This window comes from Cryobacterium sp. MLB-32, assembly GCF_000738085.1.
Lineage (GTDB): Bacteria > Actinomycetota > Actinomycetes > Actinomycetales > Microbacteriaceae > Cryobacterium.
The window spans coordinates 23,796-48,904 of sequence record NZ_JPRS01000015.1 but is presented as its reverse complement, the minus strand read 5'-3'; the positions used below and the strand labels follow the sequence as shown (position 1 = coordinate 48,904).

The 25,109-nt window shown below is 64.8% G+C and carries 24 protein-coding genes and 1 pseudogene; 22 read left to right on the top strand and 3 right to left on the bottom strand.

Annotated features, from left to right (window positions below):
* Positions 1–2: 2 nt before the first annotated feature.
* The 6 genes from ruvX to aroB are packed head-to-tail and all read left to right on the top strand — an operon-like array spanning position 3 to position 5,675.
* The gene (gene ruvX / locus JF66_RS03250; protein ID WP_197059303.1) at positions 3–473 is read left to right on the top strand and encodes a Holliday junction resolvase RuvX; all 471 of its coding nucleotides are present in this window, start codon (positions 3–5) and stop codon (positions 471–473) included.
* Between the two features lie 2 nt (positions 474–475).
* Positions 476–1,897, top strand: a complete 1,422-nt coding sequence (gene mltG, locus JF66_RS03245; RefSeq protein ID WP_156109629.1) for an endolytic transglycosylase MltG — start codon at positions 476–478, stop codon at positions 1,895–1,897.
* Positions 1,890–2,765: a shikimate dehydrogenase gene (locus JF66_RS03240; RefSeq protein ID WP_035875122.1), complete on the top strand. Its 876-nt coding sequence runs from the start codon at positions 1,890–1,892 to the stop codon at positions 2,763–2,765. Before mltG ends, JF66_RS03240 begins: the two co-directional genes overlap by 8 nt.
* A 5-nt stretch (positions 2,766–2,770) precedes the next feature.
* Positions 2,771–3,988 carry a chorismate synthase gene (gene aroC, locus JF66_RS03235; protein ID WP_035875119.1) on the top strand — a complete coding sequence of 406 codons (1,218 nt, stop codon included), beginning with the start codon at positions 2,771–2,773 and terminating at the stop codon, positions 3,986–3,988.
* 2 nt (positions 3,989–3,990) lie between these two features.
* Positions 3,991–4,521, top strand: coding sequence for a shikimate kinase (locus tag JF66_RS03230; protein ID WP_051973063.1), 531 nt, complete (start codon positions 3,991–3,993; stop codon positions 4,519–4,521).
* A complete protein-coding gene (gene aroB / locus JF66_RS03225) occupies positions 4,518–5,675 on the top strand; it encodes a 3-dehydroquinate synthase (protein WP_081882110.1) in 1,158 nt (385 codons plus the stop codon). Before JF66_RS03230 ends, aroB begins: the two co-directional genes overlap by 4 nt.
* A gap of 71 nt (positions 5,676–5,746) precedes the next feature.
* Here aroB and JF66_RS03220 read toward each other — a convergent pair whose 3' ends face one another.
* The 3 genes from JF66_RS03220 to JF66_RS03210 form a co-directional block, all read right to left on the bottom strand.
* Positions 5,747–6,178, bottom strand: a complete 432-nt coding sequence (locus JF66_RS03220; protein ID WP_035875117.1) for a DUF779 domain-containing protein — start codon at positions 6,176–6,178, stop codon at positions 5,747–5,749.
* Positions 6,179–6,290: 112 nt separating this feature from the next.
* On the bottom strand, positions 6,291–7,814 hold the full coding sequence (locus tag JF66_RS03215; protein ID WP_035875114.1) for an aldehyde dehydrogenase family protein: 1,524 nt from the start codon (positions 7,812–7,814) through the stop codon (positions 6,291–6,293).
* Positions 7,815–7,920: 106 nt separating this feature from the next.
* Positions 7,921–9,270: a GAF domain-containing protein gene (locus JF66_RS03210; protein WP_081882109.1), complete on the bottom strand. Its 1,350-nt coding sequence runs from the start codon at positions 9,268–9,270 to the stop codon at positions 7,921–7,923.
* A gap of 171 nt (positions 9,271–9,441) precedes the next feature.
* Here JF66_RS03210 and JF66_RS21550 point away from each other — a divergent pair, with 171 nt between their 5' ends.
* From JF66_RS21550 to metK, 16 genes and pseudogenes are all read left to right on the top strand, one after another.
* Positions 9,442–9,858, top strand: coding sequence for a hypothetical protein (locus JF66_RS21550; protein ID WP_051973061.1), 417 nt, complete (start codon positions 9,442–9,444; stop codon positions 9,856–9,858).
* A 29-nt stretch (positions 9,859–9,887) separates the two neighbouring features.
* Positions 9,888–10,325 (top strand): type II 3-dehydroquinate dehydratase, encoded by a 438-nt coding sequence (locus tag JF66_RS03200; RefSeq protein WP_035875112.1) that lies wholly within the window; start codon positions 9,888–9,890, stop codon positions 10,323–10,325.
* Between the two features lie 96 nt (positions 10,326–10,421).
* Positions 10,422–10,982, top strand: coding sequence for an elongation factor P (efp, locus tag JF66_RS03195; protein WP_035875108.1), 561 nt, complete (start codon positions 10,422–10,424; stop codon positions 10,980–10,982).
* A complete protein-coding gene (nusB, locus tag JF66_RS03190) occupies positions 10,982–11,401 on the top strand; it encodes a transcription antitermination factor NusB (protein ID WP_035875104.1) in 420 nt (139 codons plus the stop codon). Before efp ends, nusB begins: the two co-directional genes overlap by 1 nt.
* Positions 11,402–11,422: 21 nt before the next feature.
* Positions 11,423–12,364 (top strand): DUF4190 domain-containing protein, encoded by a 942-nt coding sequence (locus JF66_RS03185; protein ID WP_197059302.1) that lies wholly within the window; start codon positions 11,423–11,425, stop codon positions 12,362–12,364.
* A gap of 172 nt (positions 12,365–12,536) precedes the next feature.
* Positions 12,537–13,082, top strand: coding sequence for a bifunctional pyr operon transcriptional regulator/uracil phosphoribosyltransferase PyrR (pyrR, locus tag JF66_RS03180; protein ID WP_035875102.1), 546 nt, complete (start codon positions 12,537–12,539; stop codon positions 13,080–13,082).
* Positions 13,079–14,029: an aspartate carbamoyltransferase catalytic subunit gene (locus tag JF66_RS03175; RefSeq protein ID WP_035875099.1), complete on the top strand. Its 951-nt coding sequence runs from the start codon at positions 13,079–13,081 to the stop codon at positions 14,027–14,029. Before pyrR ends, JF66_RS03175 begins: the two co-directional genes overlap by 4 nt.
* Positions 14,029–15,393: a dihydroorotase gene (locus JF66_RS03170; protein WP_035875096.1), complete on the top strand. Its 1,365-nt coding sequence runs from the start codon at positions 14,029–14,031 to the stop codon at positions 15,391–15,393. The genes JF66_RS03175 and JF66_RS03170 overlap by 1 nt, the downstream gene beginning before the upstream one ends.
* Positions 15,386–15,946, top strand: coding sequence for a hypothetical protein (locus JF66_RS03165; RefSeq protein ID WP_051973059.1), 561 nt, complete (start codon positions 15,386–15,388; stop codon positions 15,944–15,946). The genes JF66_RS03170 and JF66_RS03165 overlap by 8 nt, the downstream gene beginning before the upstream one ends.
* 1 nt (position 15,947) lies before the next feature.
* On the top strand, positions 15,948–17,135 hold the full coding sequence (carA, locus tag JF66_RS03160) for a glutamine-hydrolyzing carbamoyl-phosphate synthase small subunit (RefSeq protein WP_051973058.1): 1,188 nt from the start codon (positions 15,948–15,950) through the stop codon (positions 17,133–17,135).
* The gene (gene carB, locus JF66_RS03155) at positions 17,135–20,422 is read left to right on the top strand and encodes a carbamoyl-phosphate synthase large subunit (protein WP_035875092.1); all 3,288 of its coding nucleotides are present in this window, start codon (positions 17,135–17,137) and stop codon (positions 20,420–20,422) included. Before carA ends, carB begins: the two co-directional genes overlap by 1 nt.
* A 23-nt stretch (positions 20,423–20,445) precedes the next feature.
* Entirely contained in the window at positions 20,446–21,300 is an 855-nt protein-coding gene (pyrF, locus tag JF66_RS03150; RefSeq protein ID WP_051973068.1) for an orotidine-5'-phosphate decarboxylase, read from the top strand.
* Positions 21,293–22,213, top strand: a complete 921-nt coding sequence (gene gmk, locus JF66_RS03145) for a guanylate kinase (protein ID WP_035875089.1) — start codon at positions 21,293–21,295, stop codon at positions 22,211–22,213. Before pyrF ends, gmk begins: the two co-directional genes overlap by 8 nt.
* 53 nt (positions 22,214–22,266) lie before the next feature.
* A complete protein-coding gene (rpoZ, locus tag JF66_RS03140) occupies positions 22,267–22,524 on the top strand; it encodes a DNA-directed RNA polymerase subunit omega (RefSeq protein WP_035835750.1) in 258 nt (85 codons plus the stop codon).
* Between the two features lie 25 nt (positions 22,525–22,549).
* Positions 22,550–23,761, top strand: a complete 1,212-nt coding sequence (gene coaBC, locus JF66_RS03135) for a bifunctional phosphopantothenoylcysteine decarboxylase/phosphopantothenate--cysteine ligase CoaBC (protein WP_035875192.1) — start codon at positions 22,550–22,552, stop codon at positions 23,759–23,761.
* 51 nt (positions 23,762–23,812) lie between these two features.
* Positions 23,813–25,005 (top strand): annotated as a pseudogene (gene metK, locus JF66_RS03130) (methionine adenosyltransferase).
* Positions 25,006–25,109: the final 104 nt, after the last annotated feature.

The following is a 25,109-nucleotide window of genomic DNA, read 5'->3' as shown; positions in this document are numbered from 1 at the left end:
TCATGAGGTCCGGAGTGCGCGTCGGGGTTGACGTCGGCAAGGTTCGAATCGGGGTAGCCCGGAGCGACAACCACGGCATGCTCGCCATGCCGGTGGAGACCGTGAGCCGCGACCCGGCCGGTGTGTCCGACGTGGCGCGTCTCGTGGCCATCGTGAGCGAATACGACGCCGTCGAGGTTGTGGTGGGGCTTCCCTTGGCTTTGTCGGGTAACCGCACCGCATCGACGGATGACGCCACGGGCTTCGCGGAGATGCTCGGGCGTGCGCTGGACATTCCGGTGCGGCTCGTCGACGAGAGGCTGTCGACCGTGTCGGCACAGTCCGCTTTACGGGCATCCGGGCGTCCGGCGAAAACCCAGCGCCCGGTCGTCGACCAGGTGGCCGCTACAATCATTTTGCAACATGCGCTCGACAGCGAGCGTTCATCGGGCAGGCCAGCCGGCTCACCCCTTGACCTGAACGGAAGGCCGTAGCTGTGCCGATCCCACCCGGCGACCAGCCGTTGCCGTCACGCAAGTCCCTTCGAGCTGCGCAGCAAGCCAAGGAAGAGGCCGAAAAACGGGCCGCCGCCAGCGGAGAGGTGCCGCTTCCACCGCAGCCTCCTCGGGTCGAGCCCGTGCAGCAGCCTGACCGGGATCCGGTTCCGATAGCGGCGCCGGAGCCGGTACCTGACAGTGTTCCCGATCGCGTCGGCATCGCGGCGCTCATCGATCCCGACGGGCTGGAGTCCGCTGGCCCCGGTGCGCAGAACAATCGGAGTGATCAGCGGGCAGCAGGACGCGCACGACGTCGCGCCCAGCTGGCGGCAGAACCGAAACGGGAGAAGAGGAAGAGCCGCAAGGGAGCGTGGGGCTGCCTGATCGCCTTCGTCGTGATTCTCGCCCTGCTGGCCGCCGGCGCGTGGGCCTTGCGTGGCCCGATCACCCAGGTGATCAATGCGGTGCAGGGTCCCGACGATTACCCCGGCACGGGAGAAAAAGACGTCGTCGTCATGATCCATGACGGCGACACCGGGGGCGACGTCGCGAAGACGCTCGTGAGCCAGGACGTGGTGCAGAGCTTTGATGCGTTCTACGCCACCCTGTTGAAGGAATCTCCCGAACCGGTCTTCCAACCGGGTGCGTATCAGCTGAAGACGCAGATGAGCGCCCGGTCTGCCCTTGACGCCCTGCTGGACTCCGCCAACAAGCTCGAGCAGACCGTTGCGATACCCGAAGGAACCGCGGCCGTGGATGTCCTGCAGCTGCTCTCGGAGGGCACCGACCTTCCCATTGCCGACCTTCAGGCGGCGGCGGCTGACGTGGCCTCGTTCGGCCTGCCGCCCGAGGCCACCACGGTGGAAGGTTTTCTGTTTCCGGCGACGTACACGTTTGTACCGGGTATCTCCGCCCACGATGCCATCCAGACCCTCGTCAGCCGCCAATTCCAAGCCCTTGACGCCGCCGCGGTGCCGGTAGATCAGCGGTGGTCCACGATCGTGCTGGCCTCCCTGATCCAGCGCGAGGCGGGGCTTCGTGACGACTACTACAAGGTGTCCCGCGTCTTCCTCAATCGCAGTGATCCGCTCCAGTGGCCGAGCGGGTTGATGCAGTCCGACGCGACCGTGGCCTACGGCACGGGAAACACCCATCTGGTCACGACGACGGACGCGGAACGCAGCGACCCGTCGAACGTGTACAACACCTACCTGCACCCGGGGCTGCCGGTCGGCCCCATCTCAAATCCCGGCGACCTCGCCATTGATGCGGCCCTGCACCCCGCCGACGGCCCCTGGCTCTTCTTCGTGACCGTGAATCTCGACACCGGGGAGACGGTCTTCTCCACGACGGGTGAGGAACACCAGGCCGCGGTGAACACGTGGCTCGCCTGGATGGCCGACCACCCCGAATATGGTTGACGCGGTACGCCGGCCTCGCCGGCTCGCGGTGCTCGGCTCACCGATCCTGCATTCGCGGTCCCCGGCCCTGCACAGAGCCGCCTATCGTGCGCTGGGTCTGGACTGGCGCTACGAGGCGCACGAGGTTCGCGCGGGTGAGCTGGCGAGTTTCATTGACGTTCTCGGCGCGGAATGGTTGGGTTTGTCCTTGACAATGCCGCTCAAGCACGAGGTGCTGCCGCTCATTGATGACCTTGATCGCGTCGCGACCCTCACGGGTTCGGTCAATACCGTGCTCATCACCCCCACCGACGGCGGCCGGAGCCTGGGTGGCTTCAACACGGATGTGGCGGGGCTTGTGCGCGCCCTTGCCGACCACGGCCTCACTCGCGCGATACACGTAACGCTGCTCGGCGCCGGCGCCACGGCAAGTTCGGCACTGGTCGCCGCAGCTGACTTGGGCGCCGAGGGCGTGGATATCCTCGTGCGGGATCCGATTCGAGCCTCGTCACTGGCAGAGCTCGGACGCACGCTCGGGCTCACGGTCACCGTGTCAGCATTCGACGATCTGGCGCGGGCACGGCCGACCAGCGACCTGGTGATCAGCACTCTTCCCGGAGGGAGCGTGCTGTCCGGTGAGTTTCCGCCGCAGCTGCGCCGAAACGTGCCGCTCTTCGACGTGGCCTATTCGCCCTGGCCCAGCGCCTTGGCGACCTCGTGGCAGGAAGGCGGCGGCACGGTGTTGTCCGGTCTGGGCATGCTGTTACATCAGGCCCTGATCCAGGACAGGATCTTCGTTTCCGGCGACCCGCTCATCCCTCTGGACGGCGAAGACGATGTACTGGCGGCCATGCGCGGCGTCCTGAGCCGCGACCCTGTGGAAGGATAGGAACTATGCTTCGTTGGCTCACTGCCGGAGAATCCCACGGCCCCGAACTCATCGCTATTGTCGAGGGTTTGCCCGCTGGAATACCGGTCACACTAGATGCGATCCGCCTCGATCTTGCGCGCCGCAAACTCGGCTATGGTCGGGGTGCTCGCATGAAATTCGAACAGGACGAACTCACCATATCCGGCGGAGTCCGTCACGGACTGACTCTGGGAGGACCGGTCGCTGTCCGTATCGGCAACTCCGAATGGCCCAAGTGGGTGGACGTGATGAGCGCCGATGTGCCTGCGGACGAGCCGACCGGTGCCCCGATGCGCGGCCGGGGAGCAGCGCTGACCCGACCTCGCCCGGGCCATGCTGACCTGGTGGGAATGCAAAAATACGGCTTCGACGAGGCCCGCCCGGTGCTCGAACGGGCAAGTGCCCGCGAGACAGCTGCGCGGGTGGCGCTCGGTGCCGTCGCCCGGTCGTTCCTCTCCGAACTCGGCATCACGCTGGTCAGCCACACCCTGTCCATCGGACCGGTCCGCGTGCCGGACGACGCACCGCTTCCCCGGGCCAGCGATGTGGACGCCCTGGACGCCGACCTGTTGCGCTGTTTCGACGCCGAGACATCCGCTCGGATGGTGGCGGAAGTCGATGCTGCTCACCGCGAAGGGGACACCCTGGGCGGCGTCGTCGAGGTGCTCGCCTACAACCTTCCGCCCGGTCTCGGTTCCTTCGTGCACTGGGACAGGCGCCTCGACTCTCAGCTCGCAGCGGCTCTGATGGGGATTCAGGCCATCAAGGGAGTCGAGGTCGGGGATGGCTTCGTTACGACCACTCGCCGTGGCTCGGAAGCGCACGATGAGCTCGTGCAATCCGACGGTGCCATCCAGCGCGCGAGCGACAGAGCAGGTGGCACCGAAGGCGGCATGAGCACGGGCACCGTGCTGCGGGTTCGCGCGGGCATGAAGCCGATCGCGACGATTCCGCGCGCACTGCGCACCGTGGACGTTGCCACGAGCGAGGCGGCACCCGCGCACCACCAGCGATCCGACGTGTGCGCGGTCCCCGCCGCGGGAGTTGTGGCGGAGGCGATGGTCGCGCTGGTTTTGGCCAACTCCGTTCTCGAAAAATTCGGTGGGGACTCCATTGATGAGACGCGTCGGAACCTCGAGTCGTACCTGGCCCACATCCCGGTCAATCTGAAGACGGGTGCGTCGAGCGACGCATCCCTCTAGCCATGCCTGCTGAGCCCATCGACAGAAGCGACCATCCCCTGTATCCGCTCGTTTTCATCGGGCCGATGGCGGCGGGAAAGAGCAAGATCGGCCGCAGAGCGGCCCGCGGCCTCGGCGTGCCGTTCGTCGACACGGACAGACTCATCGTGGCGCAATACGGGCCGATCAGCGAAATCTTCGCGCGGGAAGGCGAAGACTATTTCCGAGTGATCGAGCGCGGAATCGTCGCGGATGCGTTGGGCGGACAGGGCGTCGTGTCGCTCGGCGGCGGTGCAGTCCTCGATCCAGACACGCAAGCGGATCTCGCCGATCACACCGTTGTGTATCTCAGTGTCAACGCCCGCGCCGCGAGCAAACGCATCGGGGGCAAGAAACGCCCACTCCTCAGCGGCGGAATCGCCGACTGGGAACGAATTTTCACCGAGCGTCGGCCAATCTATGAGGCGCTCTCCAGCATCCACTTCGACACGTCACGCCGACCCATCAGCAGCATCGCCGATGACATCGTGACCTGGGTTAGAAAGAGATCATGACTGAATCAACGACATCCGCCCTACCCGCCTCCGAGCAGGCTGTCCCCGAACCCGGAGTCGCCGCACCGCTGGCGACCGTACCGGGAACGACCGTGATCACGGTTTCCGGGGACGACAGCTACCCCGTGTACGTCGGGCGGGGCCTGGTGAATTCCGTCGCAGAGCAGCTCGGCACGCAGGTGCGCAAGGTGCTCATCGTGCACACATCCACGCTTGGTGCCCGTGCCGTCGCGCTGCGCGAAAGTCTGCTTGAGCACTACGAAGTGATGATCGCCGAAGTTCCCGATGCCGAGCCGGCCAAACGCGTCGAGGTTGCCGCCTTCTGCTGGCAGGTCATGGGACAGGCGGACTTCAGTCGCACGGATGCCGTGATCGGCCTGGGCGGGGGAGCGGTGACCGATCTCGCAGGATTCGTCGCGGCCACGTGGCTGCGCGGCGTCAAGCTCGTGCAGATCCCCACCAGTGTGCTCGGAATGGTCGATGCGGCCGTCGGTGGAAAGAACGGAATCAATACGGCAGAAGGTAAGAACCTCGTGGGCACCTTCTGGGCGCCCAACGCCGTGATCTGCGATCTTGATCTGCTGCAACAGCTGCCCCGCAATGAAATCCTCGCAGGGTTCGCCGAGATCGTGAAGGCCGGTTTCATCCAGGTCCCCGAAATCCTTGACATCATCGAGACCGATGTCGATCTGGCCACGGACCCGACCACGCCCGAATTTCGGCGTTTGATCGAACTGTCCATTGAGATGAAGGCGCGCATTGTCGGGCAGGACTTCAAGGAGTCCGGACTCCGGGAGATCCTCAACTACGGACACACCCTCGGTCACGCTGTCGAGCACGCCGAACGTTACGGCTGGCGACATGGCGCGGCCGTCGCAGTGGGGATGATGTTCGCCGCCGAACTCGCCGGCCTGAGCGGCCGGCTGTCCGTCGAGGCGGTCGACCGCCACCGACGCATCCTCGAATCGCTCACCCTGCCGACGACGTACCCCGTGGGACGCTGGCCTACCCTGCTGGCCACGATGCAGCGCGACAAGAAGACCCGGAGCGGAATGCTGCGGTTCGTCGTGCTGGATGACATCGGCAAGCCGACGATCATGGAGGGGCCGGACGCGTCGCTGCTTTTCTCGGCCTATCAGGCCATCGGCTCGTAGCTGGTCGTCCGGCTCGCGTCGGTCGAGGCGTGACGAGCGAGCGAGACCGCTGTCTCCGATGCTCAGACCTGCTAGGCGAAGGGGACTTCGGTCTCCATGAGCCGTGACCGGATGAGGAAGCGTACCCCGCGTGGCGCCTCGGCGGAGAAGCCGCTGCCTCGTCCGGGAACGACGTCTACGGTGAGGAACGTGTGGCTCCAGTAGGCGAATTGTTCGGCCGACATCCAGAAATCGATCACCTGTTCCGGTGCGCCGGAGGGAGCGATGTCGAGGCGGCCGAGCAGCACGTCCTGGTCCGATGTGATGAACTCGCCGGCCATGAAGCACATGGGTGAGCTGCCATCGCAGCAACCGCCGGACTGGTGAAACATCAGTGGGCCGTGCTCATCCCACAGGCTGCGGAGCAGATCGACTGCGACCGGGGCGAGCTCCACGCGGGGAATACTTTCTCCGGCGATAGTGACCTGAGCCATGACGGATTCGGTGGCTGGTGCGAGTGACATTGCAGGCCCTTCAGATAAGAAATGGGGCTGCCAACGACCGGTCGTCGTTGACAGCCCCAAACTAGCCCGAACTGCTGGGAAGCAGCCTATTCGGGTGAATCGGGTGTGTCGTTTAGAAGAAACCGAGCGCGTTCTCGGAGTAGGACACGAGCAGGTTCTTGGTCTGCTGGTAGTGATCGAGTGCGAGCTTGTTGTTCTCACGACCGATTCCGGAGCTCTTGTAGCCTCCGAAGGCGGCACCGGCGGGGTACGCGTGGTAGTTGTTGACCCACACGCGCCCGGCCTGAATGTCACGGCCGGCGCGGTAGGCGACGTTGCCGTTGCGTGACCAGACGCCCGCACCGAGTCCGTAGATCGTGTCGTTGGCAATGGAGATCGCGTCGTCATAGTCTTCGAAGCTCGTGACGGCGAGGACCGGGCCGAAGATCTCTTCCTGGAAGATGCGCATCTTGTTGTTGCCTTCGAAGACCGTCGGCTGCACGTAGTAACCTCCGCTGAGGTCGCCGCCGAGGTCGGCGCGTTCGCCACCGAGGGCGAGCTTGGCGCCTTCCTTCTTGCCGATGTCGATGTAGGACAGGATCTTCTCGAGCTGGTCATTACTGGCCTGGGCGCCGACCTGAGTGTTGGTGTCGAGGGGGTTGCCCTGGATCGCCAGTGCGGTGCGCGCGAGGGCGTCGCTCAAGAAGCTGTCGTAGATGGGCTTCTGAAGCAGTGCGCGGCTCGGGGCCGTGCAGACCTCGCCCTGGTTGAAGGCGAAGAGGGTGAAGCCCTCCTGAGCCTTGTTGTAGAACGCGTCATTCTCCTGGGCCACGTCACTGAAGAAGATGTTGGGGCTCTTGCCGCCGAGCTCAACGGTCGAGGGAATGATGTTTGCACTGGCGTACTGGAGGATCAGTCGGCCGGTGGTGGTCTCGCCGGTGAACGCGATCTTTCGGATGCGCGGCGAGGACGCGAGGGGCTTGCCGGCCTCGAGACCGAAGCCGTTGACGATGTTGACCACTCCCGGAGGAAGGATGTCCCCGAGGAGTTCGATGAGCACCAGGATCGAGGCTGGCGTCTGCTCGGCCGGCTTGAGCACGACGGTGTTTCCGGCGGCCAGGGCTGGTGCGAGCTTCCATACGGCCATGAGGATGGGGAAGTTCCAGGGGATGATCTGACCGACGACGCCGAGTGGCTCGTGGAACTGGTAGGAGACGGTGTCTCCGTCGAGCTGCGCGTGGTCGCCGTCCTGAGCACGGATGGCCGCTGCGAAGTAACGGAAGTGGTCTGCCGCGAGGGGGATGTCAGCGTTGAGGGTTTCGCGGATCGGCTTGCCGTTGTCCCAGGACTCGGCCACGGCGAGCAGCTCGAGGTTGGCATCGATCTTGTCGGCGATACGGTTCAAAACGGCTGCGCGCTCGGTGGCACTGGTCTTGCCCCAGGCCGGAGCGGCCTTGTGTGCGGCATCCAACGCCAGGTCGATGTCTTCGGCGGTTCCCCGAGCCACCTCGGTGAACGGACGGCCGGTGACGGGGGTGACATCTTCGAAATATTCACCCTTGACGGGTGCCACCCACTCTCCGCCGATCCAGTTCTCATAGCGGGGCTTGAAGCTAACCTTGGCGTCCGGTGTTCCGGGGGCTGCGTAAACGGTCATGACACTCCTAGTTCGACGACGATGTCGGGAGGCCGCAATTCCGCGGCCATGGTGTGAGTCTAGGAATGCAAACGTTGCAGTAAGTTGCGAGGGCTTGGTAGGCGTATCACCGTGCCCGCACTGGGACGCCACGCGGCGCCAGGTCATCGTCGATGCGCTGAAGACGGGCGACGACGGCGGCGCGCTTGGGCGATCGGGCGGGGAGGAGTTCCAGACAGGCGCGCCACACCTCGGTGTCCCACGTGGCCTCCTCCGAACGGGCGTAATCGAGCAGCACGTCGACTGCGGCATCCGTCAGCATCGCCTCGCGGAGGCGCGCGCTGACCTCGGAGCGGATGTCGATGATTCCGGGGGCGACCGAATTGGGCAGGACCGGGCCGCGGTAGGCGCCCATGGCGACGCGGTGCGCGCCCCTCTCCAGAAAGGCCAGCACGCGCTGAGCGTCGAGTTCCAGGGGGGTTTCGAGGCGGTACGGTCGGGAGCTGATCACGACCCGGGGGGAGAAGAGTTCGAGTGCCTTTCGCACCCTCACCATTTCGGCACGGAGCGTATCAACGCCATTGTCCTGATCGCTCAGCAAAAGCGCGAGCCGATCCGCTGAGAGTCCCTCGCGATGCCACGCCAAGAGAACCAGGATCTCGGCATGGCGCGGGCTGAAGTCGGCGGACAGGCTGCCTGACTCAAGGTGTCCATTGTCAGTCCCGAGAATGCTGAGGCTGACGGGCGCATTCAACCGGCGAGGTGAGGCGACGGCTACCGGGCTTGACGGGGCGGCCGGGGGCCGCCGGGCATCACGGCCGAGGCGCTGAATCCTCAGTTCCGCTTCCATCGCTGCCACGGCAGCTTCGACGAGAGGCAGAGTCTGCGGGGCGACCGCCTCGTCCCCGCCGGTGATGTCAATGACGCCGAGAATCTTGCCGGTGTCCGGGTCATGAATCGGAACGGCCGTGCAGCTCCAGGGATGCGCGAGCAGGTTGAAGTGTTCGGCCCGGCGAATCTGAATCCCGCGGTTCAGGGCCAGGGCCGTGCCCGGGGCGCTCGTGCCCACCCGACGCTCCGACCAGTCCGCTCCTTCCACGAACAGCATCTCCTCAACCTTGGCGCGCAGCACGCGGTCCCCATCTATCCAGAGCAGTCGGCCCGATTCGTCGCCGATCGCGACGATGAGCTTGGAATCGAAGGCGTGCCTGATCAGTAGGTTGTGCACGACAGGCAAAACGACAGACAGTGGATGCTGATTGCGCAGCTCTCGCAATTCCACGTCGGTGAGGTCTCGTTCGGGAGCGACACTCGTGGGATCGAGGCTGAGAGACAGGGAACGCTGCCAGGAATCCTTCACCAGTTTGCGAACGCCGGCACCGATGATCTTGTCCGACACTGCGGATTCGTGGGCTTTCTCCAGCACGCGTTCCTCGGCGTTCGCTTTGGAAGCGGACGTCATCCATGGGCCGGTCATCGAGTCCTCCGATCTGCACTGGTCGTCGGCGGCGACCGCATGCAGCCACCAGAGCCAAAGTCTAGGGCCCCGGGCATGTCCCGGACCGGACTGCGGGCCTTTCACAGCAAATCAGGACACGAATTCTGTGGATAACTCAGTTGACGTGCGAAATCACGCCACTCTGGTGGCATGACGTCACCACTCGCCTTTGAGGACGCTCCACCGATTCGCACCGTCGAACAGGCGCGGGAACGTGTCTTCGATCTCGTCGGCCGGGCTATTCGCTATCAGCTCTGGCTCATGCTGCTCGATTCCCACGGGCATCAGCTTCCCCTCCTCATTCCGATCGAGGACATCCCACTCCGACCGGAACCGGGGGTGATGACACAGGTCGCTGCGGGTATCGGCGCCATCCTCGCGACGAGCGGGACGGGCGGCAGCGTGATCCTCGCCTTGGAACGTCCGGGGTCGGCGGAGATGACGGCGCCCGACGAGGCATGGGCGCGGGAGCTCGAATCGACCTTCGGCCCGGTCATGGCCATTATGGGTATATTCGTGGCACACGACGACGGCGTGTGCCTGCTCGACGGCGGCGCTCGCACCTGACGTCGGCATTGCGCACCTAGGCTGAGACCATGAGCACAGTTCTGGTTTTGAACGGCCCCAATCTCGGTCGCCTCGGCAGTCGCGAACCCGATGTGTACGGCTCAGCGAATCTCGACGACCTGTACGTCTACCTCAGCGAAGCTGCGCCGAAGGGTGTCTCCGTCGATCTGCGCCAGACCGACGACGAGGCCGAACTCATCCACTGGCTGTACGAAGCCGTCGACACGGGCGTGCCCGTCATTATCAATCCGGCCGCGTTCACGCACTACAGCTACGCGCTCAGGGATGCCGCTGCCCTCGTGACAAAGGCCGGGTTGATGCTCATCGAGGTGCATATTTCAAATCCGCACGCTCGAGAGACGTTCCGGCACACCAGCGTCGTCAGTGCCATCGCCACCGGTGTCATCGCCGGTCTGGGTTTTGATTCCTACCGCCTTGCGCTCGATTACGTCACCCGGCAGGGCTGAATCCACGACTGCTTTGGCGCCTGAGTCCAGGTCGCGTAGACTCTCCTGAGGCCGAATCGGCCGTGCACTTTAACAATTGAACGGATTGAAACCCCCATGGCATCTACCGCTGATATCAAGAACGGCGTTGTCCTCAACATCGACGGCCAGCTCTGGGCAGTCATCGAGTTCCAGCACGTGAAGCCGGGCAAGGGCGGTGCGTTCGTTCGTACCAAGTTGAAGAACGTCGTGTCGGGCAAGACCGTCGACCGCACGTTCAACGCCGGCGCGCGGATCGAGACCGAAAACGTCGACCGCCGCGACTTCACGTACCTCTACGCCGACGGCGATTCCTATGTCTTTATGGACGTGGCCGATTTCGACCAGCTGCACGTCTCCGCGGCCGTCGTCGGTGACGCGCGCAACTTCATGCTTGAGAGCCAGGCCGTCACGGTGGCCCTGCACAACGGAAACCCGCTCTACGTCGAGCTTCCGGCGTCGGTTGTGCTCGAGATCACGTACACGGAGCCCGGGCTCCAGGGCGACCGCTCCACCGGCGGTACCAAGCCGGCCACTGTCGAAACCGGCTTCCAGATTCAGGTTCCCCTGTTCCTTGACATCGGCACCAAGGTCAAGGTTGACACCCGCACCGGCGACTACCTGAGTCGCGTCAACTAGTGAGCGCTCGTACGAAGGCCCGCAAGCGCGCCATCGACATCCTCTATGCCGCCGATGTGCGTCAGATCAGCATCCCTGAGTCGCTCGCGACCGAGGCCCAACGTGCGGCGAGCGAGCCTGCCCGCGTAGCGTCCTGGCTCTACGCTCGTGAGCTGGTGGATGGTGTCGTCGACCACCGCGAAGAGATCGATGAACTGATCGAGACCTACTCCCAGGGGTGGTCACTGGCACGCATGCCGAACATCGACCGCGCGATCCTGCGCATCGGCATCTGGGAGATTCTCTACAACGACGCCGTGCCGCACGCCGTGGCAATCGATGAGGCCGTCGAAGCGGCCAAGATTCTGTCAACGGATGACTCCGCGGGCTTTGTCAACGGACTGCTCGGCAAGATCGCGCAGACGGCGCCGTCCGCCTAACCACTCACGCAGGGGATGCTCATGACCAGTACCGGACCAGAACAGCCCGATCAGCCCGTGGTACCTGCATCGTCGGCGGAGCCGGGAGTGGGCACGGCGTTCGCTCAGGCGCCGAAGACGAACAGCCTGGCCATCGTCGCCTTCGCGTCGTCGTTCTTCATCGGTGTCGTCGGAATCATCACCGGCTATATCGCGCTGGGACAGATCAAGAAGACCGGCGAGACCGGCCGGGGTATGGCACTGGCCGGAGTCATCATCGGTTGGGTGCAAAGCGCCGTGGTCGCGCTGGCAGTCGGGCTGGTGGTGCTCCTCGCGGCCACGGGAGCCGCTTTCGTGACTCAGAACGGAACGGCCACGGACGTGCAGACGGCGGACCCCATGCCGACCGGTCAGATCGGGGCAGCCGACTTCGATTCCGGATACCTGATCGTCGGCAGCGGCCCGGTCACGATCGACGTCTATTTCGATCCCATGTGCCCGTACTGCGCGCAGTTTGAGGAAGCTAACGGAGCGAGCCTCGCGCTTGCCGCGACGAACGACGCGATTACCCTTCGCCTGCACTCCCTCACCTTCCTGGACCGCGTCTCAGCGGGAACCGACTACTCCACCCGGGCATCGTCTGCATTGACCTGTGAGGCCACGCTCAACCCGAAATCCACCCTGGACTACGTGGCCGTTTTGTTTGCCAACCAGCCCGCCGAAAACACCGCGGGTCTCTCCGATGACGAACTGGTGTCGTTGGCACCGGGAACCGCCAGTATCGCCGACTGCGTTGCCGGCGCCGAGTATGCCGCCTGGTCTCAGGCAAACACGGAGCGGGCATTGGCCGGGCCGATTCCGGGCTCGGAACTTCCGTCGATACCGGGAACTCCCACCGTGCTCGTGGATGGCGCGCAGTACCAGGGCAGCCTCACCGATCCGGTGGAGTTCGCCCAGTTCGTCTCGGCCGCCTTCGGTCAGTAGATCGGAAGCTCCGGGTCTGCGGATCCACAGCGCGCGCCGTGTTTCTCCGAGGAGCCACGGTCCACCGCCCTCGCGTGGCGTGCCGCGGTCGGTTGGCACCCGGCGGTTCCGCTACGCTGAACTCACTAGACATCCTTTAACAGCCGTCCTGTGAGACGGGGAAGGAGGTCGGCTGTTGGAACACATTGTGCTCACTCAGGCTGACATCACCCGCGCGTTGACTCGAATCTCCCACGAGATCCTGGAGTCCAATCGAGGCCCGGACAACCTGGTCATTCTCGGCATCCCCACGAGGGGCGTCGTGCTTGCTCGTCGCATCGCACAAACGATCGCCCGCATCGAACCGACGGCGTCGGCCGTGCGGGTGGGCTCCCTCGATGTGACCCTGTACCGCGACGACCTTGCGCACACGCGCACCCGAACGCCTTCGCGCACCCAGATTCCCGGCAGCATCGACGGCGCCACGGTGGTGCTCGTTGACGACGTGCTGTACTCGGGGCGCACGATCCGCTCGGCACTCGATGCGCTCGGAGATCACGGCCGCCCCACAATCGTTCGTCTGGCGGTTCTCGTGGATCGCGGGCACCGCGAGCTGCCTATCCGGGCCGACTTCGTGGGACGAAACCTGCCGAGTTCGACCGAGGAGCGCATCAACGTTCACCTCGAGGAGACCGACGGTGACGAATTCGTGTCGATCGACGGAGGGCGCGACCAGTGAGGCATCTGCTGTCCACCCGGGAGCTCAGCCGTGACCGCACCATCGAGCTGCTCGACATCGCTGAAGACATGGCCGATGTCTCGCAGCGCGAGGTGAAGAAGCTCCCGACCCTGCGCGGCAAGACCGTGGTCAACCTTTTCTTCGAAGACTCGACCAGAACGCGCATCTCCTTTGAAGCGGCGGCGAAGCGCCTGAGCGCTGATGTGATCAACTTCAGCGCGAAAGGGTCAAGCGTGTCCAAGGGGGAGAGCCTCAAGGACACCGCGCAGACCCTGGCCGCCATTGGGGCCGACGGTGTCGTCATCCGGCATCCTGCGTCGGGAGCTCCGCAGGTGTTGGCCGCGAGCGGCTGGATTGACGCGGGAATCATCAACGCCGGGGACGGCACCCACGAGCACCCCACCCAGGCCCTGCTCGATGCCTTCACCATTCGGCGCCGGATCCACGGGGCCGCGTCCCGAGGTAAAGGGCTCGACGGGGTGCGCGTGACGATCGTGGGCGATGTGCTGCACTCGCGCGTGGCGCGGTCAAACCTCTGGCTTCTGCCGACGTTGGGCGCCGACGTGACGTTCGTAGCGCCGCCGACCCTGCTGCCGGTCGATACGACCGGCTGGCCGGCGAGCTTCGGGTTCGACCTCGACGACGCGATCGATGCCGGCCCGGATGTGGTGATGATGCTCAGGATTCAGGCTGAGCGCATGAGCGCCGCGTTCTTCCCCAATAGCCGGGAGTATTCCCGCGCATGGGGGCTTGACGACGCGAGATTTAATCGTCTTCGCCCGGATAGCATTGTTATGCACCCCGGGCCGATGAATCGCGGGCTGGAAATATCGTCAGCGGCAGCCGACTCGATCAACTCGACCGTGTTGGAACAGGTCGCCAATGGCGTTTCTGTCCGGATGGCCGCGCTCTACCTGCTGTTGTCCGGTGACCGAGAGGATGCATAATGCCCGCTGAGTCTCAGACGACCCAGACCTACCTGATTCGGGGTGCTTCGCTGCCCGACGGCGCGCGCACCGACATTGTGCTGGCGAAGGGGCGTATCCAACAACTCGGAACCGGCCTCTCCAGTGCCGGCGCGACAACGATCGATGCCGACGGGCTCTTGGTCCTCCCCGGCCTCGTCGACCTGCACGCGCACCTGCGTGAGCCCGGCTCCGAGCACAGCGAAACCGTGCTCACGGGCAGCCAGGCGGCCGCTCGTGGCGGGTTCACAAGCGTGTTCGCCATGGCCAATACTTCTCCGGCCCAGGACACCGCTGGTGTCGTCGAGCAGGTTCTCGCCCTCGGCGAGCGTGCCGGATACGTTGACGTACAGCCCATCGGCGCCGTCACTGTCGGCCTCGCGGGCCAGCAGCTCGCCGAGATCGGAGCGATGGCCACGAGCCGCGCCCGGGTGCGTGTCTTCTCCGATGACGGCTTCTGCGTGTCGGATCCGCTGCTCATGCGGCGCGCGCTGGAATACGTCAAGGCCTTCGACGGGGTGGTCGCCCAGCATTCGCAGGAGCCGCGACTGACCGAGAAAGCGCAGATGAACGAGGGCGCGCTGTCCGGCCAGCTCGGCCTGGTCGGCTGGCCAGCGGTCGCCGAGGAATCCATCATCGCCCGCGACGTGCTGCTCGCCGAGCACGTGGGTTCACGCCTGCACGTGTGCCACGTGTCCACGGCAGGCTCGGTGGACGTCATCCGCTGGGCCAAGGCCCGTGGCATCAACGTGACGGCCGAAGTCACCCCCCACCACCTCCTGCTCACCGAGGATCTTGTCGTGGGCTACGACGCCCGTTTCAAGGTGAATCCGCCGCTGCGTCGCCGCGAAGACGTGGAGGCACTGCGTGCCGGACTCGCTGACGGAACAATCGACATCGTGGCCACCGACCACGCCCCCCACCCGATCGAGTCCAAGGACTGCGAGTGGGACGCGGCCGCTAACGGCATGGTCGGACTTGAGTCCGCGCTGTCGGTCGTGCACGCATCCGTCGTGTCGAACGGGCTGCTCGGCTGGACCGACATCGCACGGGTGCTCTCCCACACGCCCGCCCGCATCGGACGGGTCACGAATCAGGGGCAGGGCATCGTCGAAGGCGCGAGCGCCGAGCTGACGCTCTACGATCCCGCCGCGAGCCGAGTTTTCGACCGGGCCGACCTGTCGGGCATGAGCGTGAACTCGCCATACCTGTCGATGACCCTTCCCGGTCTGGTTCGGACGACCTTCCACCGCGGGTATGCCACGCTCCTGGACGGGGTTCTTCGGGACGCCGCCGAGGTCGCGGAGCACGCCCATTCCTCGAAGTTGGAGCACAACCATGGATAGGCTTCTTCCGACCGTCATCGTCATCGTGGTTCTGCTGGGCATCTTCACGCTCATGTACCGCAGCTGGCGTAAACGAAGCAAGCGGGATTCCGGGATCGTGGCGGGCTACCCCGTGCCGAGCGGCTCGGACAAGGTGGTGGCCGTTGCCCGCGGGTACTACGTGGCGACGACGCCGCGGGACACCCCGCTCGAACGACTGTTCATCCCCGGCCTCGGCTTTCGGGCGCGAGCCGAGATCACGGCGACGGATGCCGGTGTCACCCTCGACCTGACCGGCTCGAATTCGGTCTTCGTGCCGTACGCAGCCATTGATATTTTGACCCCAGCCACCTGGGCCATCGACCGTGTCGTGGAAACGGACGGACTCATGCTTCTCGGCTGGCAGTTGCCGCCGGCAGCAGCGACTCTGACGTCGCCGGCCGAACCGGGGCGGTCCGTGGACAGCTACTTCAGAATTATTGACCCCAGTGAACGCGTCCGCCTGGTCGACGCGATCCGATCCATTGCAGCAGGGGCCATCGGCTCCGCTGACCGCGACGAAAGTGAGGTGTAGCTTGGCGTTCTCAGATGTCGACTACAAGGCAAGCAAACGAACGGCCCCGGCCGTTCTCGTACTCGAAGACGGCACGCGATTCGAAGGCCGCGCCTATGGCAGCGAGGGTCAGACGCTCGGCGAGATCGTCTTTGCGACGGGGATGACCGGATACCAGGAGACGCTGACCGACCCGTCGTACGCCGGGCAGATCGTGCTCATGACGGCACCGCACATCGGCAACACGGGAGTCAACGACGAGGACATGGAGTCCCGCCGAATCTGGGTCGCAGGATTCGTTGTGCGCGACCCCGCCCGCATCAGCTCTAATCATCGCGCCACGCGCACGCTTGACGAGGACCTTGAAGGCGGAGGGATTGTGGGCATCTCCGGCATCGACACCCGGGCGATCACCCGGCACATCCGCTCCGCCGGCGCCATGCGCTCGGGCATCTTCTCCGGGGACACGCTGGAGCTCTCCGACGGTGAGCAGCTGGACCGCGTGCGCTCCGGTGCGCAGATGACCGGCCGCAACCTCTCGGACGAGGTCTCGACCGTCGAGCCGTTCTCCGTTCCTGCAGTCGGGGAGCGCATTGGCTCCGTTGCCGTGCTCGACCTCGGTGTGAAGAAATCCACGCTGGAACACTTGGCCCGGCGCGGGTTCGAGGTTCTCGTGCTCCCACAGTCCGTGACGGCCGAACATGTGCTGTCCCTGAAGCCCTCAGCCGTCTTCTTTTCCAACGGGCCCGGCGACCCGGCTGCGTCGGACGCGCATGTCACGCTGCTGCAGGAGGTGCTGCGCGCGGGGGTGCCGTACTTCGGCATCTGCTTCGGCAACCAGCTCCTCGGCCGCGCCCTCGGGTTCCGCACCTACAAGCTTCCGTTCGGTCACCGCGGGATCAATCAGCCGGTGCTGGATAAAGCCACCGGTCGGGTGGAAATCACCTCGCAGAACCATGGCTTCGCCGTGGACATGCCGATTGAGGGCGTGAGCGAGTCCCGCACCGGGTTCGGGCGAGTAGAGGTGAGCCACTACAGCCTGAATGATCAGGTGGTCGAAGGCATCCGCTGCCTCGACATCGCCGCATTCTCCGTTCAGTACCACCCGGAGGCCGCCGCCGGCCCGCACGACGCAAACTATCTTTTTGATCGGTTCAGGGATGTGGTGGTCGAACGAAACGCGGCCGCCGGAGCAGGAGACGGCAAGTAATGCCCAAGCGCGACGATATCAACAGCGTTCTCGTCATCGGGTCAGGCCCGATTGTGATCGGCCAGGCGTGCGAGTTCGACTACTCCGGAACGCAGGCCTGCCGTGTGCTGCGTGCCGAAGGCGTGCGGGTGATCCTGGTCAACTCCAACCCCGCGACGATCATGACCGATCCGGACTTTGCCGACGCAACGTACATCGAGCCGATCACTCCGGAGATCCTCGAAACCATCATCGCCAAGGAACGTCCCGACGCGATCCTGCCCACCCTCGGCGGACAGACGGCACTCAACGCGGCCATTCAGCTGCACGAGCGCGGCATCCTTGAGAAGTACAACGTCGAACTCATCGGCGCGAGCTTCGAGGCCATCCAGAAGGGCGAAGACCGCCAGATCTTCAAGCAGCTCGTGCTCGATGCCGGCGCCGACGTGGCCCGCTCGCACATCGCCCGCACCGTTGACGAGGCCGTCGGCTTCGCCGATGACCTCGGGTACCCACTCGTCGTTCGTCCGTCATTCACCATGGGCGGGCTGGGGAGTGGATTCGCCTACACGGAGGTGGAACTGCGCCGTATCGTCGGCGACGGACTGCACCACAGCCCCACGAGCGAAGTTCTCCTCGAAGAGTCCATTCTGGGCTGGAAGGAATACGAGCTCGAGATGATGCGCGACACGGCCGACAACACGGTCGTCGTCTGCTCCATCGAGAACGTCGACCCGGTCGGCGTGCACACTGGCGACTCGATCACGGTCGCTCCGGCGCTCACCTTGACCGACCGCGAGTACCAGAACCTCCGCGACATCAGCATCGATATCATCCGTGCGGTCGGCGTCGACACCGGCGGCTGTAACATCCAGTTCGCGATCAACCCGGCCGACGGCCGAATCATCGTGATCGAGATGAACCCGCGCGTCTCCCGATCTTCGGCCCTCGCCAGCAAGGCGACCGGGTTCCCGATCGCCAAGATTGCCGCAAAGCTCGCCCTCGGCTATCGCCTCGACGAGATCCCGAACGACATCACCGGCGTAACCCCGGCGAGCTTCGAACCGACGCTCGACTACGTCGTCGTCAAGGTTCCGCGCTTCGCCTTCGAGAAGTTCCCGGCCGCCGACCCGCGCCTGACCACCACCATGAAGTCCGTCGGTGAGGCCATGGCGATCGGTCGTAATTTCTCCTCCGCTCTGCAGAAGGCTCTGCGGTCTCTGGAGAAGCGTGGATCGTCGTTCCACTGGGGCGCAGAGACCCGCAGTGTGGACGAGCTGCTGATCGAGGCCGAGATTCCGACGGACGGCCGCATCGTCACGGTGCAGCAGGCGCTCCGCAAGGGCGCAACGATTGTGCAGGTCTTTGAGGCCACCAAGATCGACCCGTGGTTCCTCGACCAGATCGTGCTCATCAACGAGGTCGCCGACGAGGTGGCCGGTGCCGAGCGCCTCGACCGGGACGTGCTGCTGCACGCCAAGGACCACGGTTTCTCCGATGCCCAGATCGGTGAGCTCCGTGGCTTCGGTGAAGCGGATGTCCGTAAGGTGCGTCATATCCTCGGCCTGCGCCCGGTCTTCAAGACCGTCGACACGTGCGCGGGGGAGTTCCCCGCGCTCACGCCCTATCACTACTCGAGTTACGACCAGGAGACCGAGGTCGTTCCGAGTGACCGTAAGAAGGTCGTCATCCTCGGTTCCGGACCGAACCGCATCGGTCAGGGCGTCGAATTCGACTACTCGTGCGTGCACGCCTCCTTCGCGCTGTCCGATGCCGGGTACGAAACCATCATGATCAACTGCAATCCGGAGACGGTCTCGACCGACTATGACACCTCCGATCGTCTGTACTTCGAGCCGTTGACGCTCGAAGACGTGCTTGAGGTCATCCATGCGGAGAGCCAGAGCGGTGAACTGGTCGGTGTCGTCGTTCAGCTCGGCGGACAGACGGCGCTGGGCCTTGCCAAGGGCCTGGAGGCCGAGGGAATCCCCATCCTCGGCACGACGCCGGATGCCATCGACCTCGCTGAGGAACGCGGACTCTTCTCCGGAATCCTCGACGCGGCCGGTCTCCTGGCCCCGCGCAACGGCGTGGCGATTGACTACGCGGGAGCGGTGAAAGCCGCCGAGGAAATCGGTTACCCCGTTCTGGTCCGCCCGAGCTACGTGCTGGGCGGACGAGGCATGGAAATCGTCTACGACTCCGCGTCCCTTGCCGACTACTTCGCCCGTATGGAAGGACAGGGCATCATCGGCCCGTCGCATCCGCTTCTCGTCGACCGTTTTCTCGACGATGCGATCGAAATCGACGTCGACGCGATCTACGACGGACACGAACTCTACATCGGCGGCGTGATGGAGCACATTGAGGAGGCCGGAATCCACTCCGGTGACTCCAGCTGCACTCTGCCCCCGGTCACCCTTGGCCGCGCCGAAATCGACCGGGTACGAGAGGCCACTCGTGGAATCGCGGAGGGCATCGGTGTTCGCGGTCTACTCAACGTGCAGTTCGCCATCGGTGCCGGAGTGCTCTACGTGCTTGAGGCCAACCCGCGCGCCTCCCGCACGGTTCCTTTCGTGGCGAAGGCTCTCGGTATCACTCTCGCCAAGGCCGCCGCGCTCATCATGGTGGGCACGACGATCGCTGAGCTCAAGGCCTCGGGGCAGCTGCCCGAGATCGACGGCTCACGCGTCCCGATGGAGGCCCCGGTCGCCGTGAAGGAAGCCGTGCTCCCCTTCAATCGGTTCCGCACACCCGAGGGAAACGTCGTCGACTCGATCCTCGGCCCGGAGATGCGCTCCACCGGTGAGGTGATGGGAATCGACCGCGACTTCCCCCGCGCCTTCGCCAAGAGCCAGCTTGCGGCCTACGGTGGAATCCCGCTCAGCGGAACGGTCTTCGTGTCGGTCTCCGACCGGGACAAGCGCGCGATCATCCTGCCGATGCTGCGTCTGCAACAACTGGGCTACGAGATTGCCGCAACCGAGGGTACGGCGGAGGTCTTGCAGCGTAACGGTATCCGCGCGCGTGTCGTCACCAAGTTCAGCGAGAAGTCGGGTGAGGAAGACGTGTCGATCGTCGAGCTCATCCGCCGTGAAGAGGTGCAGATCGTCATCAACACTCCGGGCGGCCGCACCGCCCGCGCCGACGGTTACGAGATCCGTGCCGCCGCCGTTGCGGGAGACCTGCCACTGTTCACGACCATCGCCGAGTTGAGCGCCGCCGTCGCGTCGATTGACGCGATTCGCGGCGGGTTCGAGGTGACGTCGCTGCAGGAATACGCCGATCAGCGGTCGGCCCTGCTGTGACACCGGAGTCCGGCGAATCATCGATGTTCGGTGAACGCCTGCACCGGGCGTTCACCGCACGAGGGCAGCTGTGTGTGGGAATCGACCCGCACACCTGGTTGCTGTCGGAGTGGGGCCTGCCCGATTCTGCGGCGGGTGCCGAGTCTTTCGGCCGCACGGTCGTCGCCGCCGCCGCCGGGCGCGTGGGCATCCTCAAGCCCCAGATCGCCTTCTATGAGCGTTTTGGGTCCGCCGGGTACGTCGCGCTCGAGCGCGTCCTGGCGGACGCCCGCGCCGCCGGCCTGCTCGTGATCGCCGACGTCAAACGGGGCGACCTCGGCACGAGTGTCGAGGCATACGCGGATGCCTGGCTGACGCCGGGCTCGAGCCTCGAAGTTGACGCGATCACGGTGAACCCCTTTATGGGGGTCGGCTCCCTCGACCTGTCGTTCGCGGTCGCAGCGGCGCATGGAAAAGGACTTTTCCTGCTGGCGGCGACCTCGAATCCGGAGGCCGCGGTCATCCAGCAGGCGGTGGTCGCCCGCGGAGAATACGCCGGACGCAGTGTGACCCGGGCGATTCTCGACGATGTGGCCGAGCGCAACGCGAGGTCGACCACAGCTGCGCTGGGGGCGATCGGCGTCGTGCTCGGAGCGACCCTCGACCTGTCCGATTTCGGCATCGATACAGCGACCGCGCCACAGCGGGCACTGACACCCGTGCTCGCACCCGGTTTTGGACACCAGGGAGGGGATATTATGGATCTGATCTCGATATATGGTGAATACGCCGGAGGCGTTATCGTGAGTGAATCCCGTAGTGTTCTTTCGGCCGGTCCCGTCCGGCTCGCGGAGGCAATTGAGCGCCGCGTCACTGAAGTAGGAGCCGTCCGTGGCTGAAAACCGTCCCACCCCGCCCGAAGTCGACCGGGTCGCCGCCTCGCGCGCCGCCGTAGCCGCGCGCCGTGCCCGTGCCAAGGTGAAGGCGCAGGTCGCCTCGGGGGAGCGCACCGCGCTTGAGGTGCTCGGTGCGGCCATCAAAGATCCGGTCGGAGTCGAAGGTCGCCTGCGCGTCACGGAACTTCTCGTGAGCATCCCGGCGATCGGCGTCACGAAGATGCAGCGCATCATTCACCGCCTGGAGATCTCACCGTCCAAGCGGCTCGGCGGCCTCGGTCGGCATCAGCGCGACCGGCTGCGTGACTTTCTGTCCGAACGCCCCACGGCGAGGCACGGTCAACCGGACTCCAAACTCGTTGTGCTCGCGGGGCCGACAGCCGTAGGCAAAGGGACCGTCGCCGGCTACATTCGCGATAACTACCCCGATGTGCACCTATCGGTGTCGGCCACGACGCGAGCGCCACGACCCGGTGAGGTGGAGGGCGTCAGCTACTTCTTCGTGACGGATGACGAATTTGACCGAATGATCGAAGCCCAGGATCTGCTTGAGTGGGCGACCGTGCACAACGCTTACCGCTATGGAACGCCGCGCAGGCCCGTCGACGACGCCATTGCGGCCGGCAACAGCGTGTTGCTGGAAATCGACATCCAGGGAGCCAGAGCCGTTCGCCGGGCCATGCCGGAGGCTCGGCTGGTCTTTCTGCTGCCTCCGACCTGGGAGGAATTGGTGCGCAGGCTCATCGGCCGGGGTACCGAGGATTCGGCAGAACAGGCCCGCCGATTGGAAACGGCGAAGCTGGAATTGGCCGCCCAGGGCGAGTTTGATTACCGCATCATCAACGCCGACGCATCCGAAGCGGCCCGCGAGGTCGTAGACTTGATGAAGGTTCGCCCTGCGACTCCAATCTCGTAGCGCCCGTTTTCTTATTTCCCTGCTGAAATTGCTCTCAAAGGAGTGTGACATCAATGGCCAACAAGCCCACTGGCATCATTGACCCGCCCATCGACGACCTGCTGTCCAAGGTCGATTCCAAGTACGCACTGGTGATCTTCGCTTCCAAGCGCGCTCGTCAGATCAACGACTACTACGCAGACCTGCACGAAGGCAGCCTGTTCGACAACGTCGGCCCGCTCGTCGACTCCACGGTCGATGACAAGCCCCTCTCGGTTGCCCTGCGCGAAATCAACGAGGACAAGCTCACCTCTCGTCCCATCGTCGAGTAGTCGCGTGCCCGCGGAAGCGCGCACGATGAAGACAGCCCGCACCGTTGTCGTCGGTATCACCGGCGGCATCGCGGCGTATAAGGCCGTCAACATCGTGCGCGCTTTTGTGTTGAACGGGGACTCTGTGCATGTCGTGGCCACGACAGCCGCCCTGCGTTTCATCGGCAAGCCCACGCTCGAAGCCATCTCGCGCCATCCGGTGCACTCGGAGCTCTACGAAGGTGTTGCTGAGGTTCGGCACGTGGCGATCGGCCAGTCCGCCGACCTCATCGTGGTGGCACCCGCAACCGCGAACACCATTGCCAAGCTCGCCGCCGGCCTCGCCGATGACCTGCTCGGAAACACGATCCTCGCGAGCACGGCCCCGCTCGTGATCGCCCCGGCGATGCACACCGAGATGTGGAATAATCCTGCGACGGTCGCCAACGTGAAGACCCTGCGCGAGCGTGGCGTCATCGTGGTCGGGCCGGGCGTGGGTCGGCTCACCGGGCAGGACGTCGGTGCCGGACGCATGGAGGAACCCGGCACGATCGTGGCCGCGGCACTCGCCGTGCTCGACGGCACATACGTTGAGAAACCCGCCCAAGACCTGACGGGTCGGCGAATTCTCATCAGCGCCGGCGGCACTCGCGAACCGCTCGACCCGGTGCGCTTTCTTGGCAATCGTTCCAGCGGCAAGCAGGGCGTGGCCCTCGCCGAGGCTGCCCGGGACCGGGGCGCCACCGTGACGCTCGTTGCGGCGAACCTCGAGGTGGCCGAACCGTCGGGCATCTCGGTGAGTCGAGTGGGAAGTGCCGTGGAACTGAACGAGGCCATGCAGGCTGCCGCTCCCACCGCCGACGTGATCATCATGGCCGCGGCCGTGGCGGACTATCGGCCGCAGACCGTGCGCGAGGGCAAGATCAAGAAGCAGGACACGGGCGACACGCTGATTCTTGAGCTCATCAAAAACCCCGACATCCTCGCCGCGCTTGCGCTGGGTCGGACGCCCGGACAGGTCATCGTGGGATTCGCCGCCGAAACCGAAGCGGATGACAGTCGGCTGCTGGACCTCGGACGCGAAAAGGTTGCGCGTAAGGGCTGCGATTACCTCGTCGTGAACCGCGTGGGATGGACCCAGGGTTTCGCAACAGACAGCAATGCAATTCTGATGCTGGACCGCCTCGGAGTTATAGTGAACGAGGCCTCGGGCAGCAAAATGTCGGTGGCCCAGAGCATTCTTGACGTGATCGTGTAGATCACCACCCACACTTCTCACCATGCACGTATACCTACAGAGACAGGCCAGATGAGCGATCTTCGCCTCTTCACCTCCGAGTCCGTCACCGAGGGGCACCCCGACAAGATCTGTGACCAGATCTCGGACAGCATTCTCGACGCGCTCCTCACGGAAGACCCCCACAGCCGCGTTGCCGTCGAGACCCTCGTCACCACGGGCCTCGTGCACGTGGCCGGCGAGGTGACCACCGAAGCGTACGTGGAAATCCCGTCCATCGTTCGAAAATGCATCACCGACATCGGCTACGACTCGTCCGACGTGTGGTTCGATGGTCGCTCCTGCGGCGTTGAAATCTCTATCGGCGGGCAGTCTCCCGACATTGCCCAGGGCGTCGACAACGCCTTCGAGAGCCGCGAGCAGTCGAGCCTCGACGATTACGATCGCCAGGCGCCGGTGACCAGGGCATCATGTTCGGGTACGCCACCCGCGAGACGCCCGAACTGATGCCGATTCCGATCTGGATCGCCCACCGCCTCGCCGAGCGTCTCGCGCTCGTGCGCAAATCCGGTGAACTCGACTACCTCCGTCCGGACGGCAAGACCCAGGTCACTATCGGCTATGACGGAATCGTGCCGCGCACCGTCGAAACAGTCGTGTTGTCCACCCAGCACGCACCGTCCGTGTCCACGGAACAACTGCGTGTGGAGGTCGACGAACTTGTCATTCGACCGGTTCTCGATTTGATCGATCTTGATTCTTCGAGCCTGAACACCCTGATCAACCCGACCGGTCGCTTCGAGATCGGCGGGCCGCAGGGCGACGCGGGGCTGACCGGACGCAAGATCATCATCGACACCTACGGTGGATCGAGCCGCCACGGCGGCGGCGCGTTCAGCGGGAAAGACCCGTCGAAGGTGGACCGTTCCGCCGCGTATGCCATGCGCTGGGTGGCCAAGAACGCCGTAGCCGCCGGACTGGCCGAACGCCTCGAGGTGCAGGTTGCCTACGCGATCGGCAAGGCGTCACCGGTTGGGCTCTACGTCGAGACCTTCGGGACCGGCGTGCTGCCCGACAATGACATCACCGCCGCCATCCGTGCGGTCTTTGACCTGCGTCCGGCCGCAATCATCAATTCCCTCGACCTGCTGCGCCCGATCTACCAGCAGACGGCGACATACGGTCACTTCGGTCGCGAGCTTCCGGACTTCACCTGGGAACGTCTTGACCGCGTCGACGACCTGCGCAGCGCCGCCGGACTGTAAAATCCCGCTGGGCAAGGTGCGACCAGTTCCGCTGGTCGAGGCGCGACGACGGAGCGATCGAGACCCCGCGAGCCGATCGTCGGACGTGGCAACCGAAAGAGTGA

Excerpts from the sequence above, each read along its gene's own strand:
- JF66_RS03170 (WP_035875096.1), top strand. The coding sequence starts at position 14,029 with ATGCCCGCTGAGTCTCAGACGACCCAGACCTACCTGATTCGGGGTGCT.
- JF66_RS03210 (WP_081882109.1), bottom strand. The coding sequence starts at position 9,270 with ATGACCGGCCCATGGATGACGTCCGCTTCCAAAGCGAACGCCGAGGAA.
- JF66_RS21550 (WP_051973061.1), top strand. The coding sequence starts at position 9,442 with ATGACGTCACCACTCGCCTTTGAGGACGCTCCACCGATTCGCACCGTC.
- coaBC (WP_035875192.1), top strand. The coding sequence starts at position 22,550 with ATGAAGACAGCCCGCACCGTTGTCGTCGGTATCACCGGCGGCATCGCG.
- ruvX (WP_197059303.1), top strand. The coding sequence starts at position 3 with ATGAGGTCCGGAGTGCGCGTCGGGGTTGACGTCGGCAAGGTTCGAATC.
- JF66_RS03185 (WP_197059302.1), top strand. The coding sequence starts at position 11,423 with ATGACCAGTACCGGACCAGAACAGCCCGATCAGCCCGTGGTACCTGCA.
- aroB (WP_081882110.1), top strand. The coding sequence starts at position 4,518 with ATGACTGAATCAACGACATCCGCCCTACCCGCCTCCGAGCAGGCTGTC.
- JF66_RS03215 (WP_035875114.1), bottom strand. The coding sequence starts at position 7,814 with ATGACCGTTTACGCAGCCCCCGGAACACCGGACGCCAAGGTTAGCTTC.
- rpoZ (WP_035835750.1), top strand. The coding sequence starts at position 22,267 with ATGGCCAACAAGCCCACTGGCATCATTGACCCGCCCATCGACGACCTG.
- carB (WP_035875092.1), top strand. The coding sequence starts at position 17,135 with ATGCCCAAGCGCGACGATATCAACAGCGTTCTCGTCATCGGGTCAGGC.
- JF66_RS03230 (WP_051973063.1), top strand. The coding sequence starts at position 3,991 with ATGCCTGCTGAGCCCATCGACAGAAGCGACCATCCCCTGTATCCGCTC.
- JF66_RS03165 (WP_051973059.1), top strand. The coding sequence starts at position 15,386 with ATGGATAGGCTTCTTCCGACCGTCATCGTCATCGTGGTTCTGCTGGGC.
- aroC (WP_035875119.1), top strand. The coding sequence starts at position 2,771 with ATGCTTCGTTGGCTCACTGCCGGAGAATCCCACGGCCCCGAACTCATC.
- JF66_RS03220 (WP_035875117.1), bottom strand. The coding sequence starts at position 6,178 with ATGTCACTCGCACCAGCCACCGAATCCGTCATGGCTCAGGTCACTATC.
- JF66_RS03200 (WP_035875112.1), top strand. The coding sequence starts at position 9,888 with ATGAGCACAGTTCTGGTTTTGAACGGCCCCAATCTCGGTCGCCTCGGC.
- JF66_RS03240 (WP_035875122.1), top strand. The coding sequence starts at position 1,890 with ATGGTTGACGCGGTACGCCGGCCTCGCCGGCTCGCGGTGCTCGGCTCA.
- pyrF (WP_051973068.1), top strand. The coding sequence starts at position 20,446 with ATGTTCGGTGAACGCCTGCACCGGGCGTTCACCGCACGAGGGCAGCTG.
- efp (WP_035875108.1), top strand. The coding sequence starts at position 10,422 with ATGGCATCTACCGCTGATATCAAGAACGGCGTTGTCCTCAACATCGAC.